The sequence below is a fragment of the Pseudomonas sp. FW305-70 genome, assembly GCF_058783925.1.
Genome location: NZ_JBYSYZ010000004.1, coordinates 85,860 through 102,102, shown reverse-complemented (window position 1 = coordinate 102,102; position 16,243 = coordinate 85,860). Strand labels below are relative to the sequence as shown.

Below are 16,243 nucleotides of genomic sequence, written 5' to 3'. Positions count from 1 at the left end.
AGGTGACCGAGTATGGATGATCACGGACGTAGCTCTTCTTCCAACCAGCCAATCCTTTATGTACTCGATACCAACGTATTGATTCACGATCCAAACGCGCTGCTCAACTTCGAAGAACACCACGTCGCAATCCCGATGACCGTGCTTGAAGAGCTCGACAAGCTCAAGAGCGGGCATCACAGCGTTGCCGCCGAATGCCGCCAGGCCATCCGTCTGATCGATAAGACCCTGGGCGATGCCTCACCCGAGGATGTCGAGCAGGGTGTGCCGATCCAGCGTGGCAAAAGCGGACCCAAGGGTTTGCTGTCAATTCTGATGAGCAAGCATGCCGAGCCGAACCTGATTCTGCCCGAGCACCTGAATGACAACAAAATCATCAATCAACTGATCGATCTGCACACACGCGACCCGAAAAAGCCCGTGGTGCTGGTCACCAAAGACATCAACATGCGCCTCAAGGCGCGCGCCTGCGGGATCGCGGCCGAGGACTACAGCACCGACCAACTGGTCGATGACGTGTCCTTGCTGCCCAATGGCTACCACAACATGACCGGCTCTTTCTGGGACCGTGTGAGCAAGGTCGAAACCCGTCAAGACCACGGCCGCACCTGGCATCAGGTGCAGTTGATCGACAACCTGCCGGCGGTGCACATCAATGAATTCATCATTGATGAACAGGGCTTTGTCGGCTGGATCAAGGAGATCGAAGAGGACCGCTTGCTGATCCTCGACCTGCACCAGGAACCACTGTTGCACCAAGAGGCCTGGGGCCTGAAACCGCGTGATATCTATCAGAGCCTGGCGCTGTACGCCTTGCTCGATCCGGACATCCACCTGGTCAACCTGTCGGGTGCCGCAGGCTCGGGTAAAACCATCCTGGCGCTGGCCGCTGCGATCGAGCAGACCATGGTCAGCAAACGTTATCGCCGCATCATCGCCACCCGCAGCGTGCAGGGCCTGGACCAGGAAATCGGCTTCCTGCCCGGCACCGAGGCGGAAAAAATGGAGCCGTGGCTGGGCGCCATCACCGACAACCTCGAAGCCTTGCACATGGATGACGAAAGCACCCATGGCAGCGTCGACTACATCCTCAGCAAAGTGCCGTTGCAGTTCAAATCCCTCAACTACATCCGGGGCCGCAGCTTCCAGCAGAGCCTGATCCTGATCGACGAATGCCAGAACCTCACGCCGCACCAGATGAAAACCATCATCACCCGTGCCGGCGCCGGTTCCAAAGTGGTGTGCCTGGGTAACCTGGCACAGATCGACACCCCTTACCTGTCCGCGACCAGCTCCGGGCTGACCTACCTCACTGAACGCTTCAAGGACTTCCCGAACGGGGTGCACATCACCTTGCAAGGGGTACCACGCTCGATTCTGGCCGAATACGCCGAATCGCATTTGTAATTGTCCACCGAAACCGGGCGGCCCTACAGCCGCCCGGTTTTTGTGGAAGTATGAAAAACCTGTGGGAGCGGGCTTGCTCGCGAATGCGGTGGATCAGTCACCCATGCATTGACTGACCTGCCGCTTTCGCGAGCAAGCCCGCTCCCACATTGGTTTGTGGTGGGCCGATAATCGTGCGTGCGAAAAATTGACCCACAGGTTTACAATCGATGCTCCTGATCAGGAGTAAATCCGTGCTGACTCATCTCGATTCCCAAGGTCGCGCCAACATGGTCGACGTCACCGAAAAAGCCGTGACGTTCCGTGAGGCGACGGCCCAAGCGCTGGTGCGCATGCTGCCCGAAACCCTGCAGATGATCGTCAGTGGCGGCCACCCCAAGGGTGATGTGTTTGCCGTGGCGCGCATTGCCGGCATCCAGGCGGCGAAGAAAACCAGCGATCTGATTCCCCTGTGCCATCCGCTGATGCTGACCGGCGTCAAGGTCGAGCTCAGTGCTGAAGGCGACGATTCGGTGCGCATCGTGGCGCGCTGCAAGCTGTCCGGGCAGACCGGCGTCGAGATGGAAGCCCTGACCGCCGCCAGTGTCGCCGCGCTGACCATCTACGACATGTGCAAGGCCGTGGACCGTGGCATGACCATCGAAAGTGTGCGTCTGCTGGAGAAGGTCGGCGGCAAGAGCGGACATTTCCAGGCGGAGCAGCCATGAACGTGACCGTGAAGTTTTTCGCCCGTTATCGTGAAGCGCTGGGGCTGGACTCGGTGAAGGTTGAAGGCAACTTCGCCACTGTCGACGACGTCCGAGCCCTGTTGGCCCAGCGTGACGGTGCCGAGGTATTGAGCGAGCAGAACCTGATGTGCGCGCGCAACGAAGACCTCTGCCAGCTCGACGAGCCGGTCAGCGAGGGCGATGAAGTGGCGTTCTTCCCGACCGTGACCGGAGGCTGAACCATGGCCATTCGCGTGCAGTCCACACCGTTCGATCCGGGCGCCGAGGTCAACGCCATGCACGACGCCAATGTCGGTGTGGGGGCGGTGGTGAGCTTTGTCGGCTACGTGCGCGACTTCAATGACGGCCTGGACGTCGCCGGGATGTTCCTCGAACACTATCCCGGCATGACCGAAAAAGCCTTGGGCAAGATTGCCATTGAGGCTGAACAGCGCTGGCCCTTGCTCAAGCTGGAAGTGCTGCACCGCATCGGCGCCCTGGAGCCGGGCGAGCCGATTGTCTTCGTCGGCGCGGCCAGCGCTCATCGTCAGGCGGCATTCGACGCCTGCGCCTTTGTCATGGACTACCTGAAAACCCGCGCGCCATTCTGGAAGAAGGAAAACACCAGCGACGGGCCGCGTTGGGTGGAAGGGCGTGACAGCGATCATGCGGCGGCGGATCGCTGGAAGCAGTAAGCACTGCGGCGCTCTCAAGTCAGCCTTCGCGAGCAAGCCCGCTCCCACAATGGATCTGATTGAATACAAATTTTGTATACAACACAGAACCCTGTGGGAGCGGGCTTGCCCGCGAAGGGGCCATTCGACTCACCCAATACCTTGCAGAACCACCACCCGACCATCGGCCGGCACGGGCTGCATTTGCCTGATTGACGACTAATACATAAAAGTCCAAGATGGAATTATAAGTACAAAAAAGGTTTCCACCCCCGTTTCAGCTTTTTCTTCTGTCTTGCCAAACCAACAACAACCGCGAGAAAACGAACATGAAGAAGTTCCCCCTCATCACCGGTCTGGCCCTGAGCCTGTTGGCGTGCAGTTCTGTGTTCGCCGCCGAGAAAACCCTGCGCATCGGCATCGAAGCCGCGTATCCACCGTTCGCTTCGAAAACCGACAAAGGCGAGATCGTCGGTTTCGACTATGACATCGGCAACGCCCTGTGCGCGCAGATGAAGGCCAAGTGTGTGTGGGTCGAAGGCGAGTTCGACGGTCTGATTCCTTCCCTGAAGGTGAAGAAAATCGACATGGCGCTGTCGTCCATGACCATCAATGAAGACCGTAAGAAGTCGGTGGACTTCACCCACAAGTACTATTTCACTTCGTCGCGCCTGGTGATGAAGGACGGCGCGGTGGTGGATGACCAGTACGCCAGCCTCAAGGGCAAGACCGTCGGCGTGCAGCGCGCCACCACCACGGACCGTTACGCCACCGAGGTGTTCGAGCCCAAGGGCATCAACGTCAAGCGCTACAGTAACAACGAAGAAATCTACATGGACCTGGCAGCCGGTCGCCTCGACGCGATTTTTGCCGACACCATTCCACTCAATGACTTCCTGTCGATGCCGCGTGGCAAGGGTTACGCCTTTGTCGGGCCGGAGCTGAAAGATCCGAAGTATGTGGGCGAGGGTGCCGGGATTGCCGTGCGCAAGGGCAACACTGAACTGGTCAGCGAGCTGAACACGGCCATTGATGGCATTCGTGCCAGTGGTGAGTACCAGAAGATTTCGGACAAGTACTTCAAGTCGGATATCTACGGCGACTGATAGTCCGCTATCGCGAGCAAGCCCGCTCCCACAATGGATCTCTACCAAACACAGATTTTGTGTTCGATGCAGAACCAGTGTGGGAGCGGGCTTGCTCGCGAAGAGGCCAGATCCAGCTATACAAATTTCAGGGCCTAGCCCTTCAATTCCTTCAAATGCTTGTACACCGTCGCCCGGCCCATGTTCAGCACATTGGCCACGTAGTTCGATGCGCTTTTGCCCTTGAACGCGCCTTCGGCGTGCAACGCCAGCACCAGCTCGCGTTTGTGGTCGCGGGTCAGCAGGTTCAGGCTCAACTGGCGCTCGCGCAGCCAGGCGTGGAGGAAGGTGTTGATCCGCTCCTGCCAGTCATCGCGGAACAGTGCATCCGGTTGCGGGATCAGTTTGGTCGGCGACAGGAACAGGTCCAAAGCGGCCTTGGCATTCTCGAACAGCGAAATATTCAGGTTGATGCACAGCACCGCCAGCGGATGACCTTCGCTGTCGCGCAGTACCGTGCTGAGGCTGCGAATCTTCTGGCCATCCCAATTGAGCTTTTCGTACGGCCCGATGTTTCGTTCGCTGACATCGTCGCTGAGCATGTCTTCCAGCGCCGAGTCGTCGCCGATTTCCCGCTTGGACAGGTTGTTGGCGATGTAGTCGACCTTTTGCGTGCGCAGGTCGTGCAGCACCACTTCGGCGTGGGGGAAAAACAACGTGGCGATGGCGTCGGCGATCGCGTGGAAGTTATCCAGGGACGTGTCGTCCAGGGCCGAGTCTTTTTCGGGGGCGTTCATACAGTGGAACTCCAGGCAGCGTCAGCGCCCCATCAAAGGGGCGCTGAAAGTGTGCCGTAATCGTGGGGGGCACGTCACCTGAGGATCAGGCTCAGCCGAGGCGGGCAGGGGAGAGCATGTCGGCATTCAGGCCAAACCGGCCGAACGACTCGGGCAACGCTGCACCGCGCACCAGTGCCGCGCTGGCCTGGCCCATGGCCGGCGAAGTCTGGATGCCATACCCGCCTTGCGCCGCGACCCAGAACAGCCCTGGCACCTGTGGATCGAAACCGGACAGCAAATCGCCGTCGCTGACGAAGCTGCGCAGGCCGGCCCAGGTGCGGGTCGGGCGGCGAATGGTCAGGGTCGTGGCTTCTTCGATCTGGTAGATGCCCATGGCGATGTCCAGTTCTTCAGGCTGTACGTCATGGGGTTCCACCGGATCGGCGTTGGCCGGCGAACCGAGGAACATCCCGGCGTCGGGTTTCATGTAGAAGGATTCGTCGAGGCTGACCAGCATTGGCCAATGATGGATGTCCACGCCCTCCGGGCCGGCGAAGATGAACGCGGCACGGCGTTTCGGTTGCAGGCCCAGGGGTCTGGCGCCGGCCAGTTCGCCGATCCTGTCGGCCCAGGCGCCGGCGGCGTTGATGATGACCGGGGCGCTGAACGTCTGAGTGCCGGTCTGGACGTGCCATGTACCCTGGTCATCGCGGCTCAGGCTGACGACTTCGGCGTCGGTGTGGACTTCGCCCTGATTGCGGCGGATGCCTCGCAGGTATCCCTGATGCAGGGCGTCGGTGTCGATGTCGGTGGCGGTCGGATCGTAGATCGCGCCGTGGACTTTTTCCCGGCGCAGGATGGGTACCAGCGCGCAGGCCTCGTCGGTGCTGAGCAATTGCATCTCCGGCACCGTGGCTTTCGCGCTCTGGTATTGCCTGTTCAGTTCGTCCGGGTCGCCGGTGAAATCCACGGTCATTTCGCCGCGTGGCGTCAACAGCGGGTGTTCACAGAAGCCGCTGGGCGGATTGTTGAAAAAGTCCCGGCTGGCCAGGGTCAGTGCGCGAACCTGCGGGGTGCCGTAGGCGGCGGTGTACAGGGCAGCCGAACGTCCGGTGGAATGGTAGGCCGGATGGGATTCGCGTTCGAGTACGATCACGCGGCCATGCTGCGACAGCCAGAAACCGGTGGAAGCGCCGGCGATACCGCCGCCGATGATGATGAAATCTGCCTGGCTCATGAACGTCTCCTGTGAGGCGCGATGCTGAAATTGTAGTGATCCCCTGTGGGAGCGGGCTTGCTCGCGAAAGCAGTTTGACAGTCGATATCTCAGGTGAATGTCAGACCCTATTCGCGAGCAAGCCCGCTCCCACAGGTTTCGCGTTGTTAGTGATTCAGCTGGTAGATCGCATTGGCCAGCGCAATGTCTTCCAGGCCCAGCCCGATGGAGCGGAAAAACACATGCCGATCGTAACCGGGGCGCTGGACTTTATCGCTGAGCAGGTCCGGCAGGTCGCCGACAATCGCGCTCTTGTCCCAGCCATGTTGTTCGCCGGCAATCAGCATTTCACCGGCTGCGCCGGGGGTGGTCAGGCGATAGTCGCAGAACACCTGCATGTCATTGAGGCTTTGCGGCGGCACTTCGTGGGCACGCGGCGCGTTGGTACTGATGGAGGTGATCAGCGCCGGTTTGCGCAAGCTCGACGGATCGATCACCGGACCGGCGGATGAGGTGCAGAGCATGATCACGTCGGCGTCCTGCGCGGCAGCTTCGCGACTCTCGACGATGTTCAGGCGTGGTTCGATGTTTTTCAGCAGGCTCACGGTTTGAGCATCATCGCTCAGGTGCGGCGCGTACAGGCTGATGCTCTGCCAGTCGCGCAGGCCTTTCACGTAATGCAGGTGCGCCTGGGCCACTTTGCCGCTGCCGATGATGGCCAGGCGATTGGCAGTCAGCGGCGCGAGGGCATCGACCGCCACGGCGGTGGTCGCGGCGGTGCGTGCGGTGGTCAGTTCACCCGCGTCGCACAGCAACAGCGGCTGGCCGGTGTGCATCGACATCAGCACAGTCCATGCAGTCACCAAGGGTCCCTGCTCACGGACGATGTACGGCGAAGTCTTGATGCCGTACACGCCGTCTTCGGCCAACACACCCAGGTAGTTGATGAAGTCACCGGCGCCCTGGGGAAATTCCACCCGTTGTTGTGCCGGTTGCACGGCTTGCCCGGCCGCCAGGTCACGGAACATTTTGCGCAGGATCTGCGGCACGTCGACCTGCGCCAGCAATTCGCGAGCCTGGTTCTGGTTGATCACTTGGGGCGTATTGGACATGGTCGGCTCCGGGACTGAAAGTAAACTAATTTGTCCATTATGGACTTTTAGTTTTATCTCACAATATCCGGGCGAAAAAAAAGCGCAGTCCGTTTCCGGCTGCGCTTGTCTTTTCAGCGTCCTTTAGTGTGGGCGCTTGCGCTCAACCGCCCGCAACAGATGCGTCGGTGGTGTTTCACAGCTGATCTTGCGCCCCAGTTTTTCCTCGATGGACGGTAACTGGTAGGAATCGTCTTCACCGGCAAAGCTGATGGACACACCGTCGGCGCCAGCACGACCGGTCCGTCCGATGCGGTGCACGTAGTCGTCCGGCACTTCCGGCAGGGTGAAGTTGATCACATGGCTGATGCCGTCGATGTGGATACCGCGACCGGCCACGTCGGTGGCGACCAGGACGCGGATCTTGCCTTCGCGGAAACCTTCCAGGGTCTTGATGCGCTTGTGCTGCGGCACGTCGCCGGACAGTTGCGCAGCGTTGATGCCGTCGCGCACCAGGCGTTCTTCGATGCGTCGCACTTCATCCTTGCGGTTGGCGAACACGATCACCCGTTCCCAGCCATTGTCGTTGACCAGGTTGTAGAGCAGCTTGTACTTGTCGGCAGCGGCCACGGCGTAGATGTGCTGCTCGACGTTTTCGTTGGCCACGTTGGTGACTTCGATTTCGACGATGGCAGGGTCGGTGGTCCATTGCTTGGCCAGGTTCATCACGTCTTCGGTGAAGGTCGCGGAGAACAGCAGCGTCTGGCGCTCGGCCTTCGGCGGCGTCTGGCGAATGATCTGGCGCACTTGCGGGATGAAGCCCATGTCGAGCATGCGGTCGGCTTCGTCCAGCACCATCACTTCGACCATGTCCAGATGCACGTCGCCGCGCTGGTTGAAGTCCAGCAGGCGGCCCGGCGTGGCCACCAGGATGTCGCAGTGGCGGGCTTCGAGGTGCTTGAGCTGCTTGTCGAAGTCCATGCCGCCGACGAAGGTCATGACGTTGAGGCCGGTGTACTTGGTCAGGTCGGCGGCGTCCTTGGCGATCTGTACCACCAGTTCGCGGGTCGGCGCGATGATCAGCGCCCGAGGCTCACCCATGTAGCGCTCTTTCGGCGGCGGGGTTTGCAGCAACTGGGTGATGATCGAGATCAGGAACGCAGCGGTTTTGCCGGTACCGGTCTGGGCGCGGCCGATGGCATCTTTGCCGGCGAGGGTGAAGCCCAGCACCTGTGCCTGGATCGGTGTGCAATACGGGAAGCCCAGGTCCTGGATGGCGTGCATCAGTTCAGGGGCCAGCTTGAAATCGTGGAAGCGGGTTTTGCCTTCCTGGGGCTCGACAACGAAGTCTTCGAGTTTCCATGGGATGACCGGCGCCTTGGGCTTGGGTTCGCGGCGCGGTTTGGCGGGTTTCGGTGTTTCGCTGAGCGGCTGTTCCGGGGCTGCTATCGCCACAGGCTGGGCAGCGGGTGCGGGCTTGGGCTCATGCTTGGGTGCCGTCGTGGTGGCGGCCCGTTCAGGCTGATTACCGTCGGTGCGGTGGCTGGGAGCGTGAGACGGAGCGCTGGGGACTGGCGCGAGTTGCTCAGTCTCGCTTTTACCGAACATTTTCTTGAGTGCTTTGAGCACGGTCATCTCATCAATTGGTTAAGGAATGTACGCCGGCCAGTGTAATGCAAGAATCGGGCGCGGCGTAGTGGGATGGATCAAAGGGGCCTTTAAACAAAGAAAGGAACCTGGAGGGTCAACGCAAGCGCTCGGTGAGCCAGGTGCCGATGTCGCGAATTTCCTCGGGTAACACTTCGTGGGCCATTGGGTATTCCTGCCATGTCACGGTGACACCACGATGCTTCAAGTGCTCGTAGGCGCTGCGTCCCATCGAGTTCTGCACCACATCGTCGTATTGGCCGTGCATCGACAGTACCGGAATGCGCTGCTGGCTGGCGGACAGTTGCAGTTCGTCGCTGAAGGTCGGTGCATAAGTAGAAAGGGCAATGACGCCACCCAGCGGTCCCTGCCACTTCAGAAAAGCGGTGTGGATCACCACGGCACCGCCTTGGGAAAAGCCGGCCAGGAAAATCCGCGAGGCGTCTATTCCGCTGGCCTTCTGCGATTCGATCAGTTCGATGATCCAGTTGGCAGACTCTTCCAGTTGCTCGCGGTTGATCGCGCGCGCGGGGCTCATGGCCAATATGTCGTACCAGCTCGGCATCTCGTATCCGCCGTTGATGGTGACGGCGCGGCTCGGCGCCTGGGGCAAAACAAAGCGGGTGCTCAACAGGGATTCCTGCAGGGCTTCGGCCACTGGCAGGAAGTCGTAGCGATCGGCACCCAGGCCGTGCAGCCAGATAACGCAGGCGTCTGCGGTCTTGACGGGTTCAAGAATCAAGGGGTTGGTCATGGCTGCTCCAAAAGTGTGCGTGCGCTCTCATTGAGTGCGAGGGCTGAGTGCGTGTCTGGTTGATCAGTTACGAAGATGTCGCAAGGTTACAAGTTTTGCTATTGACCTGCAGCTGAACCGCTTCGGCGAGCGGTGTGGTACGGGCTTTGCTATGGCGAACTCTGTATGAAAAATCCTACGCCTGTCGGTAACACTATCAGGCCGAGGTTGTTAGTGGGATTGAAAAGAATCCGGTGATGGATGTTCGCCAAAGGCCGATACGGGGCTTCGCGAACGTGAAAGGGCTACAGCCCGTTCGGCCGACTGGTGAGAGCGAGTTTTCCATGACGTGGATTTTCTCCTACTAGACTCATAGCTAACGTCTTACGTCGGTTGACCCAAAAACAAGCCAACACGGGTCGACTACGCCTCAAAAGGGTGCGACAGGACTCACGCTCCGACACAACAAGAGCAAAACTGGAGGTTTGAATGAAGATGTTGAAATCCACCCTGGCTATCGTGACTGCAGCCGCGGTACTCGGTGTCAGCGGGTTTGCCCAGGCGGGCGCAACCCTGGATGCAGTGATGAAAAAAGGTTTCGTGCAGTGTGGCGTCAGCGACGGTCTGCCAGGCTTCTCGGTTCCGGATTCCACCGGCAAGATCGTCGGTATCGATGCTGACTACTGCCGTGCAGTGGCGGCGGCTGTCTTCGGCGACGCGACCAAGGTCAAGTTCAGCCAGTTGAACGCCAAGGAGCGCTTCACCGCGCTGCAGTCCGGCGAAATCGACATTCTGTCGCGCAACACCACCATGACCAGCTCCCGTGATGCGGGCATGGGCCTGAAATTCCCGGGCTTCATCACTTACTACGACGGCATCGGCTTCCTGGTAAACAACAAGCTGGGCGTGAAAAGCGCTAAAGAGCTGGACGGTGCAACCATCTGCATCCAGGCCGGTACCACGACCGAGCTGAACGTTTCCGACTACTTCCGCGGCAACGGCCTGAAATACACCCCGATCACCTTCGACACCTCCGACGAAAGCGCCAAGTCGCTGGAATCCGGTCGTTGCGACGTACTGACCTCCGACAAATCCCAGCTGTTCGCCCAGCGCAGCAAGCTGGCTTCGCCGAAGGACTACGTGGTTCTGCCGGAAACCATTTCCAAGGAGCCTCTGGGCCCGGTCGTGCGTAATGGCGACGACGAGTGGCTGGCCATCGTGCGCTGGACTGGCTACGCCATGCTCAACGCTGAAGAAGCCGGCATCACTTCGAAGAACGTCGAAGCCGAAGCCAAGGGCACCAAGAACCCTGACGTTGCCCGTCTGCTGGGTACCGACGGTGAATACGGCAAAGACCTGAAAGTGAAGAAAGACTGGGTCGTGCAGATCGTCAAGCAGGTTGGTAACTACGGCGAAGTGTTCGAGAAAAACCTCGGCAAGAGCACTCCGCTGGAAATCGACCGCGGGCTGAACGCTCTGTGGAACGCTGGCGGCATTCAATACGCACCACCAGTGCGCTGATGGTTCTATCACCCGGTGGGCCAACCACCGGGTGATGTTCTGTTCCATTATTTCCGGGGCACTTCATGCAAAATTCAATCAGCGCACCAAAGCAGAGGCTCAGCCTCAGCGATCCACGAGTGCGCGCGTGGGTATTCCAGATCATCACGATTATCGCGGTGGTCTCGCTGGGCTGGTATCTGTTCGATAACACCCAGACCAACCTGCAGCACCGGGGCATTACCTCCGGTTTCGACTTTCTGGAGCGCAGTGCCGGTTTCGGCATCGCTCAACACCTGATCGACTACACCGAAGCGGACACATATGCCCGGGTGTTTGTCATCGGCCTGCTCAACACGCTGCTGGTGACCTTCATCGGCGTGATCCTGGCGACGATCCTGGGTTTCATCGTGGGTGTGGCGCGGCTGTCGAAGAACTGGATCATCGCCAAAGTGGCGACGGTGTACGTGGAAGTCTTCCGTAACATTCCGCCGCTGCTGCAGATCCTGTTCTGGTACTTCGCGGTGTTCCTGACCATGCCTGGGCCGCGTAACAGCCACAACTTCGGCGATACCTTCTTCGTCAGCAGCCGCGGCCTGAACATGCCGGCGGCGTTGATGTCGGACGGTTTCTGGCCGTTTGTGACCAGCGTTGTCGTGGCCATCGTCGCCATCGTGCTGATGAGCCGCTGGGCGACCAAGCGCTTTGAAGCCACCGGTGTGCCGTTCCACAAGTTCTGGGTCGGCCTGGCGTTGTTCCTGGTGATCCCGGCCCTGTGCGCCCTGATTTTCGGCGCGCCGGTGCACTGGGAAATGCCGAAGCTGCAAGGCTTCAATTTCGTCGGCGGCTGGGTACTGATCCCGGAACTGCTGGCCTTGACCCTGGCGCTGACGGTGTACACCGCAGCGTTCATCGCCGAGATCGTGCGTTCGGGCATCAAGTCGGTCAGCCACGGCCAGACCGAAGCGGCGCATTCCCTCGGCCTGCGCAATGGTCCGACCCTGCGCAAGGTGATCATCCCGCAAGCCCTGCGCGTGATCATTCCACCGCTGACCAGCCAATACCTGAACCTGGCGAAGAACTCCTCGCTGGCGGCCGGTATCGGTTATCCGGAAATGGTCTCGCTGTTCGCAGGAACGGTGCTGAACCAGACCGGCCAGGCGATCGAGGTGATTGCGATCACCATGAGCGTGTACCTGGCGATCAGTATCAGCATTTCCCTGCTGATGAACTGGTACAACAAGCGCATTGCGCTGATCGAGCGGTAAGGAAAAGCGCATGAGCACTCATACTTTCAAACCTGACATGCCCCCACCGAGCAGCAGCATCGGTGTGGTGGCGTGGATGCGCGCGAACATGTTCTCCAGCTGGCTCAACACGCTGTTGACCCTGTTTGCGTTCTATCTGATTTACCTGGTTGTCCCGCCGATCCTGCAGTGGGCGATCCTCGATGCCAACTGGGTTGGCACCAGCCAGGCCGACTGCACCAAGGAGGGCGCCTGCTGGGTGTTCATCCAGCAGCGCTTCGGCCAGTTCATGTACGGCTACTACCCGCCGGAACTGCGCTGGCGCGTGGACCTGACGGTGTGGCTGGCGATCGTTGGCGTGGCGCCGTTGTTCATCTCGCGCTTTCACCATAAGGCGGTGTACGGGCTGAGCTTCCTGGTGCTGTACCCGATCATTGCCTGGTGCTTGCTGCACGGCGGCGTCTTCGGTCTGACCCAGGTGGCGACCAGCCAGTGGGGCGGCCTGATGCTGACCCTGGTGATTGCCACCGTCGGCATCGCCGGTGCGCTGCCGCTGGGGATTGTCCTGGCCCTGGGGCGTCGTTCGAACATGCCGGCGATTCGCGTGGTCTGCGTGACCTTCATCGAATTCTGGCGCGGCGTGCCGTTGATCACGGTGCTGTTCATGTCCTCGGTGATGCTGCCGCTGTTCCTGCCTGAAGGCATGAACTTCGACAAGCTGCTGCGGGCCCTGATCGGCGTGATCCTGTTCCAGTCGGCCTACGTGGCCGAGGTGGTGCGCGGTGGTCTGCAAGCGATTCCCAAGGGGCAGTACGAAGCGGCTGCGGCGATGGGGCTGGGCTACTGGCGCAGCATGGGCCTGGTGATTCTGCCGCAAGCCCTGAAGCTGGTGATCCCCGGCATCGTCAACACCTTCATCGCGCTCTTCAAGGACACCAGCCTTGTGATCATCATCGGCCTGTTCGACCTGCTTAACAGCGTCAAGCAAGCCGCCGCCGATCCGAAATGGCTGGGCATGGCCACCGAAGGCTATGTGTTTGCCGCCCTGGTGTTCTGGATTTTCTGTTTTGGTATGTCGCGCTATTCCATGCATCTGGAACGCAAGCTCGACACAGGCCACAAGCGTTAGGAGTTCTTTTATGAGCGAAGCAAATAAAAAGCCTGTGAGCCCTGAAGGCATTATTCAGATGCAGGGCGTGAACAAGTGGTACGGCCAGTTCCACGTGTTGAAAGACATCAACCTCAACGTCAAGCAGGGCGAGCGTATCGTGTTGTGCGGCCCGTCGGGTTCCGGCAAGTCCACCACCATCCGCTGCCTCAACCGTCTGGAAGAACACCAGCAGGGCCGCATCGTGGTCGATGGCGTGGAACTGACCAACGACCTCAAGCAGATTGAAGCGATCCGCCGCGAAGTCGGCATGGTGTTCCAGCATTTCAACCTGTTCCCGCACCTGACCATCCTGCAGAACTGCACGCTGGCGCCGATGTGGGTGCGCAAGATGCCCAAGCGCAAGGCCGAGGAAATTGCCATGCATTACCTGGAACGCGTGCGCATTCCGGAGCAGGCGCATAAGTACCCGGGGCAACTGTCCGGTGGTCAGCAACAGCGTGTGGCGATCGCCCGCGCGCTGTGCATGAAGCCGAAAATCATGCTGTTCGATGAGCCGACGTCGGCACTCGACCCGGAGATGGTGAAAGAGGTACTGGACACCATGATCGGCCTGGCCGAAGACGGCATGACCATGCTCTGCGTGACCCACGAAATGGGCTTCGCCCGCACCGTGGCCAACCGCGTGATCTTCATGGACAAGGGCGAAATCGTCGAACAGGCCGCGCCGAACGACTTCTTCGATCACCCACAGAATGATCGCACCAAGCTGTTCCTGAGCCAGATCCTGCATTGATCGAGCCCCGGCACTGAAATAAACCCGGACTGAGTTCCGGGTTTATTTTTGTCCGCGATTTAACGTCCGAATGCAAAACCCTGTGGGAGCGGGCTTGCTCGCGAAAGCGGAGTGTCAGGCAACATACTCGTTGAATGTTAAGCCGCCTTCGCGAGCAAGCCCGCTCCCACAGGGGGTTGTGCTATCGACTCCATTGATCACGCGCCAATTCTGAACGGTTGCCCTCTTGGAATATGTTGACTACCATGTCAAAAAATTCATCCTATGATTGGATGAGAGGGCGAATTTCATGTCAGAAATCTCTCCGTTGGTAAAACGATCCCTGGTCGATCAGGCCCTGGACCAATTGCGCCAGCGTATCAACCAGGGCATCTGGGTTGTTGGCCAGCGTTTGCCCACCGAGCCCGAGTTGTCGGCGGAACTGGGCATCAGCCGCAACACCGTGCGTGAAGCCATGCGCGTGTTGGCGTTTTCCGGGTTGATCGAAATCCGCCAGGGTGACGGCAGTTACCTGCGGGCGGTGGTCGATCCGCTCGATACCCTGAAGGCGTTGTCCCGTTGCTCCCTTGAGCAGGCCCGGGAAACCCGGCACATCCTCGAAGTCGAGGCCATCGGCCTGGCAGCCATGCGCCGCACCGATGAAGACCTGGTGGCATTGCGCGAGGCGTTGGGTGTCAGCGGCAGTCACTACCACGGCGATCTCGACACCTACATCGCCTGCGATCTGGTGTTTCACCGCCGCCTGGTGGACGCCGCGCACAACCCGACCCTCAGCGAGCTGTATCGCTATTTCTCCAGCATCGTCGGCGCGCAGTTGCGCCAGACCCTGAGCATCGTCCCGCGCCGCCAGGAAGTGTTCGACCTGCATATCGAATTGCTCGAAGCCGTCGAACAACGCGATCCGGAGCGGGCCAAATCCTTGTCGAGGCAGTTGATCAATGAACCTTGAAACCGGGAAGTCGATACCGCGCAGTGAATTATCCACAGCCGCAAAACGTTCGGCAGAGCTGGAAGAGCTGCTGATCGACGCCGAGGCCGATGACGAACAGGTTCAGCAAACTCACCCGGTTCTGCGCCGGCCGTGGCTGTTGCTGCTGGGCCTGATTCTGGTGGCGCTGAACCTGCGCCCGGCGCTGTCGAGCATGGCGCCGATGCTCAGCGACGTCTCGAAGTCCCTTGGCTTGTCGGCATCGCAGGCCGGTTTGCTGACGACGTTGCCGGTGTTGTGTCTTGGCCTGTTTGCGCCGCTGGCTCCGCTGCTGGCCAGACGTTTTGGGGCTGAGCGGGTGGTGTTGAGCATTCTGCTGACACTCGCTGGCGGGATCATCCTGCGCAGTTCGTTCGGTGAGATCGGCCTGTTTGCCGGCAGTGTGCTGGCCGGTGCCAGCATCGGCGTGATCGGTGTGTTGCTGCCTGGCATCGTCAAACGTGATTTCCCGAAACAGGCCGGGACCATGACCGGCGTCTACACCATGGCTCTATGCCTGGGCGCGGCGATGGCGGCGGGTGCGACCGTGCCGCTGAGCGAGCACTTCGACAAGCGCTGGGAGCTGGGCCTCGGTTTCTGGGTTGTTCCGGCATTGGCGGCGGCGCTGTTCTGGCTGCCGCAAGTCGGCCAGAAACACGGCGCGCACAACGTTGCCTACCGCGTTCGAGGCTTGCTGCGCGATCCGCTGGCCTGGCAGGTGACCTTGTACATGGGCCTGCAATCGTCCCTGGCCTACATCGTGTTCGGCTGGTTGCCGTCGATCCTGATCGGTCGCGGTCTGACCCCGACCCAGGCCGGACTGGTGTTGTCGGGTTCGGTGATCGTGCAACTGGTCAGCTCCCTCGCCGCGCCCTGGCTGGCTACACGTGGCAAGGACCAGCGCCTGGCGATCGTGATTGTTATGGCCCTGACCCTCGGTGGTCTGTTCGGTTGCCTGTATGCGCCGATCGAAGGCTTGTGGGGCTGGGCGATCGTGCTGGGGCTGGGGCAGGGTGCCACGTTCAGCCTGGCTTTGACCCTGATCGTGTTGCGTTCGCGGGACTCCCACGTCGCCGCGAACCTCTCGAGCATGGCCCAGGGTTTTGGTTACACCCTGGCGTCCATGGGGCCGTTCGCGGTCGGTATCGTGCATGACTGGACCGGTGGCTGGACGGCGGTGGGCTGGATCTTCGGTGTCATCGGCCTGGGTGCGATCATCGCCGGTCTCGGGGCCGGGAGGGCGCTGTATGTGCAAGTCAGCAGCGAGAGAATTCAACCGTGACAGA

16 protein-coding genes are annotated in these 16,243 nt (G+C 60.2%); 11 read left to right on the top strand and 5 right to left on the bottom strand.

Annotation, left to right across the window (positions count from 1 at the left end; translation table 11 throughout):
• Positions 1-12 precede the first annotated feature (12 nt).
• The 5 genes from AC3WN7_RS04645 to AC3WN7_RS04625 all read left to right on the top strand — a co-directional run bounded on the left by AC3WN7_RS04645 (position 13) and on the right by AC3WN7_RS04625 (position 3,894).
• Positions 13-1,407 (top strand): PhoH family protein, encoded by a 1,395-nt coding sequence (locus AC3WN7_RS04645; protein ID WP_007972659.1) that lies wholly within the window; start codon positions 13-15, stop codon positions 1,405-1,407.
• A gap of 233 nt (positions 1,408-1,640) precedes the next feature.
• The gene (moaC, locus tag AC3WN7_RS04640) at positions 1,641-2,114 is read left to right on the top strand and encodes a cyclic pyranopterin monophosphate synthase MoaC (protein WP_007972660.1); all 474 of its coding nucleotides are present in this window, start codon (positions 1,641-1,643) and stop codon (positions 2,112-2,114) included.
• On the top strand, positions 2,111-2,353 hold the full coding sequence (gene moaD, locus AC3WN7_RS04635) for a molybdopterin converting factor subunit 1 (protein WP_075945584.1): 243 nt from the start codon (positions 2,111-2,113) through the stop codon (positions 2,351-2,353). The genes moaC and moaD overlap by 4 nt, the downstream gene beginning before the upstream one ends.
• 3 nt (positions 2,354-2,356) lie before the next feature.
• A complete protein-coding gene (gene moaE / locus AC3WN7_RS04630; protein WP_015096731.1) occupies positions 2,357-2,809 on the top strand; it encodes a molybdopterin synthase catalytic subunit MoaE in 453 nt (150 codons plus the stop codon).
• Between the two features lie 308 nt (positions 2,810-3,117).
• Positions 3,118-3,894 (top strand): ABC transporter substrate-binding protein, encoded by a 777-nt coding sequence (locus AC3WN7_RS04625; protein ID WP_095965502.1) that lies wholly within the window; start codon positions 3,118-3,120, stop codon positions 3,892-3,894.
• Between the two features lie 134 nt (positions 3,895-4,028).
• Here AC3WN7_RS04625 and AC3WN7_RS04620 read toward each other — a convergent pair whose 3' ends face one another.
• The 5 genes from AC3WN7_RS04620 to AC3WN7_RS04600 form a co-directional block, all read right to left on the bottom strand.
• On the bottom strand, positions 4,029-4,670 hold the full coding sequence (locus AC3WN7_RS04620; protein ID WP_007972668.1) for a helix-turn-helix transcriptional regulator: 642 nt from the start codon (positions 4,668-4,670) through the stop codon (positions 4,029-4,031).
• Positions 4,671-4,761: 91 nt separating this feature from the next.
• On the bottom strand, positions 4,762-5,889 hold the full coding sequence (locus AC3WN7_RS04615; protein ID WP_102673381.1) for an NAD(P)/FAD-dependent oxidoreductase: 1,128 nt from the start codon (positions 5,887-5,889) through the stop codon (positions 4,762-4,764).
• Between the two features lie 146 nt (positions 5,890-6,035).
• Positions 6,036-6,980: an ornithine cyclodeaminase family protein gene (locus AC3WN7_RS04610; RefSeq protein WP_102673380.1), complete on the bottom strand. Its 945-nt coding sequence runs from the start codon at positions 6,978-6,980 to the stop codon at positions 6,036-6,038.
• A gap of 123 nt (positions 6,981-7,103) precedes the next feature.
• The gene (rhlB, locus tag AC3WN7_RS04605; protein WP_095965499.1) at positions 7,104-8,594 is read right to left on the bottom strand and encodes an ATP-dependent RNA helicase RhlB; all 1,491 of its coding nucleotides are present in this window, start codon (positions 8,592-8,594) and stop codon (positions 7,104-7,106) included.
• A gap of 109 nt (positions 8,595-8,703) precedes the next feature.
• On the bottom strand, positions 8,704-9,360 hold the full coding sequence (locus AC3WN7_RS04600; protein ID WP_102673379.1) for an alpha/beta hydrolase: 657 nt from the start codon (positions 9,358-9,360) through the stop codon (positions 8,704-8,706).
• A 468-nt stretch (positions 9,361-9,828) separates the two neighbouring features.
• Here AC3WN7_RS04600 and AC3WN7_RS04595 point away from each other — a divergent pair, with 468 nt between their 5' ends.
• The 6 genes from AC3WN7_RS04595 (at position 9,829) to AC3WN7_RS04570 (ending at position 16,239) form a co-directional block, all read left to right on the top strand.
• Positions 9,829-10,860, top strand: coding sequence for an amino acid ABC transporter substrate-binding protein (locus AC3WN7_RS04595; RefSeq protein WP_007972676.1), 1,032 nt, complete (start codon positions 9,829-9,831; stop codon positions 10,858-10,860).
• 65 nt (positions 10,861-10,925) lie between these two features.
• A complete protein-coding gene (locus AC3WN7_RS04590; RefSeq protein WP_102673378.1) occupies positions 10,926-12,107 on the top strand; it encodes an amino acid ABC transporter permease in 1,182 nt (393 codons plus the stop codon).
• Between the two features lie 10 nt (positions 12,108-12,117).
• On the top strand, positions 12,118-13,215 hold the full coding sequence (locus AC3WN7_RS04585) for an amino acid ABC transporter permease (protein ID WP_095965496.1): 1,098 nt from the start codon (positions 12,118-12,120) through the stop codon (positions 13,213-13,215).
• A gap of 10 nt (positions 13,216-13,225) precedes the next feature.
• Positions 13,226-13,990 (top strand): amino acid ABC transporter ATP-binding protein, encoded by a 765-nt coding sequence (locus AC3WN7_RS04580; protein WP_007972685.1) that lies wholly within the window; start codon positions 13,226-13,228, stop codon positions 13,988-13,990.
• Positions 13,991-14,279: 289 nt separating this feature from the next.
• Positions 14,280-14,939, top strand: coding sequence for a FadR/GntR family transcriptional regulator (locus tag AC3WN7_RS04575; protein ID WP_095965495.1), 660 nt, complete (start codon positions 14,280-14,282; stop codon positions 14,937-14,939).
• Positions 14,929-16,239 carry a CynX/NimT family MFS transporter gene (locus AC3WN7_RS04570; RefSeq protein WP_102673377.1) on the top strand — a complete coding sequence of 437 codons (1,311 nt, stop codon included), beginning with the start codon at positions 14,929-14,931 and terminating at the stop codon, positions 16,237-16,239. The genes AC3WN7_RS04575 and AC3WN7_RS04570 overlap by 11 nt, the downstream gene beginning before the upstream one ends.
• Positions 16,240-16,243 lie beyond the last annotated feature (4 nt).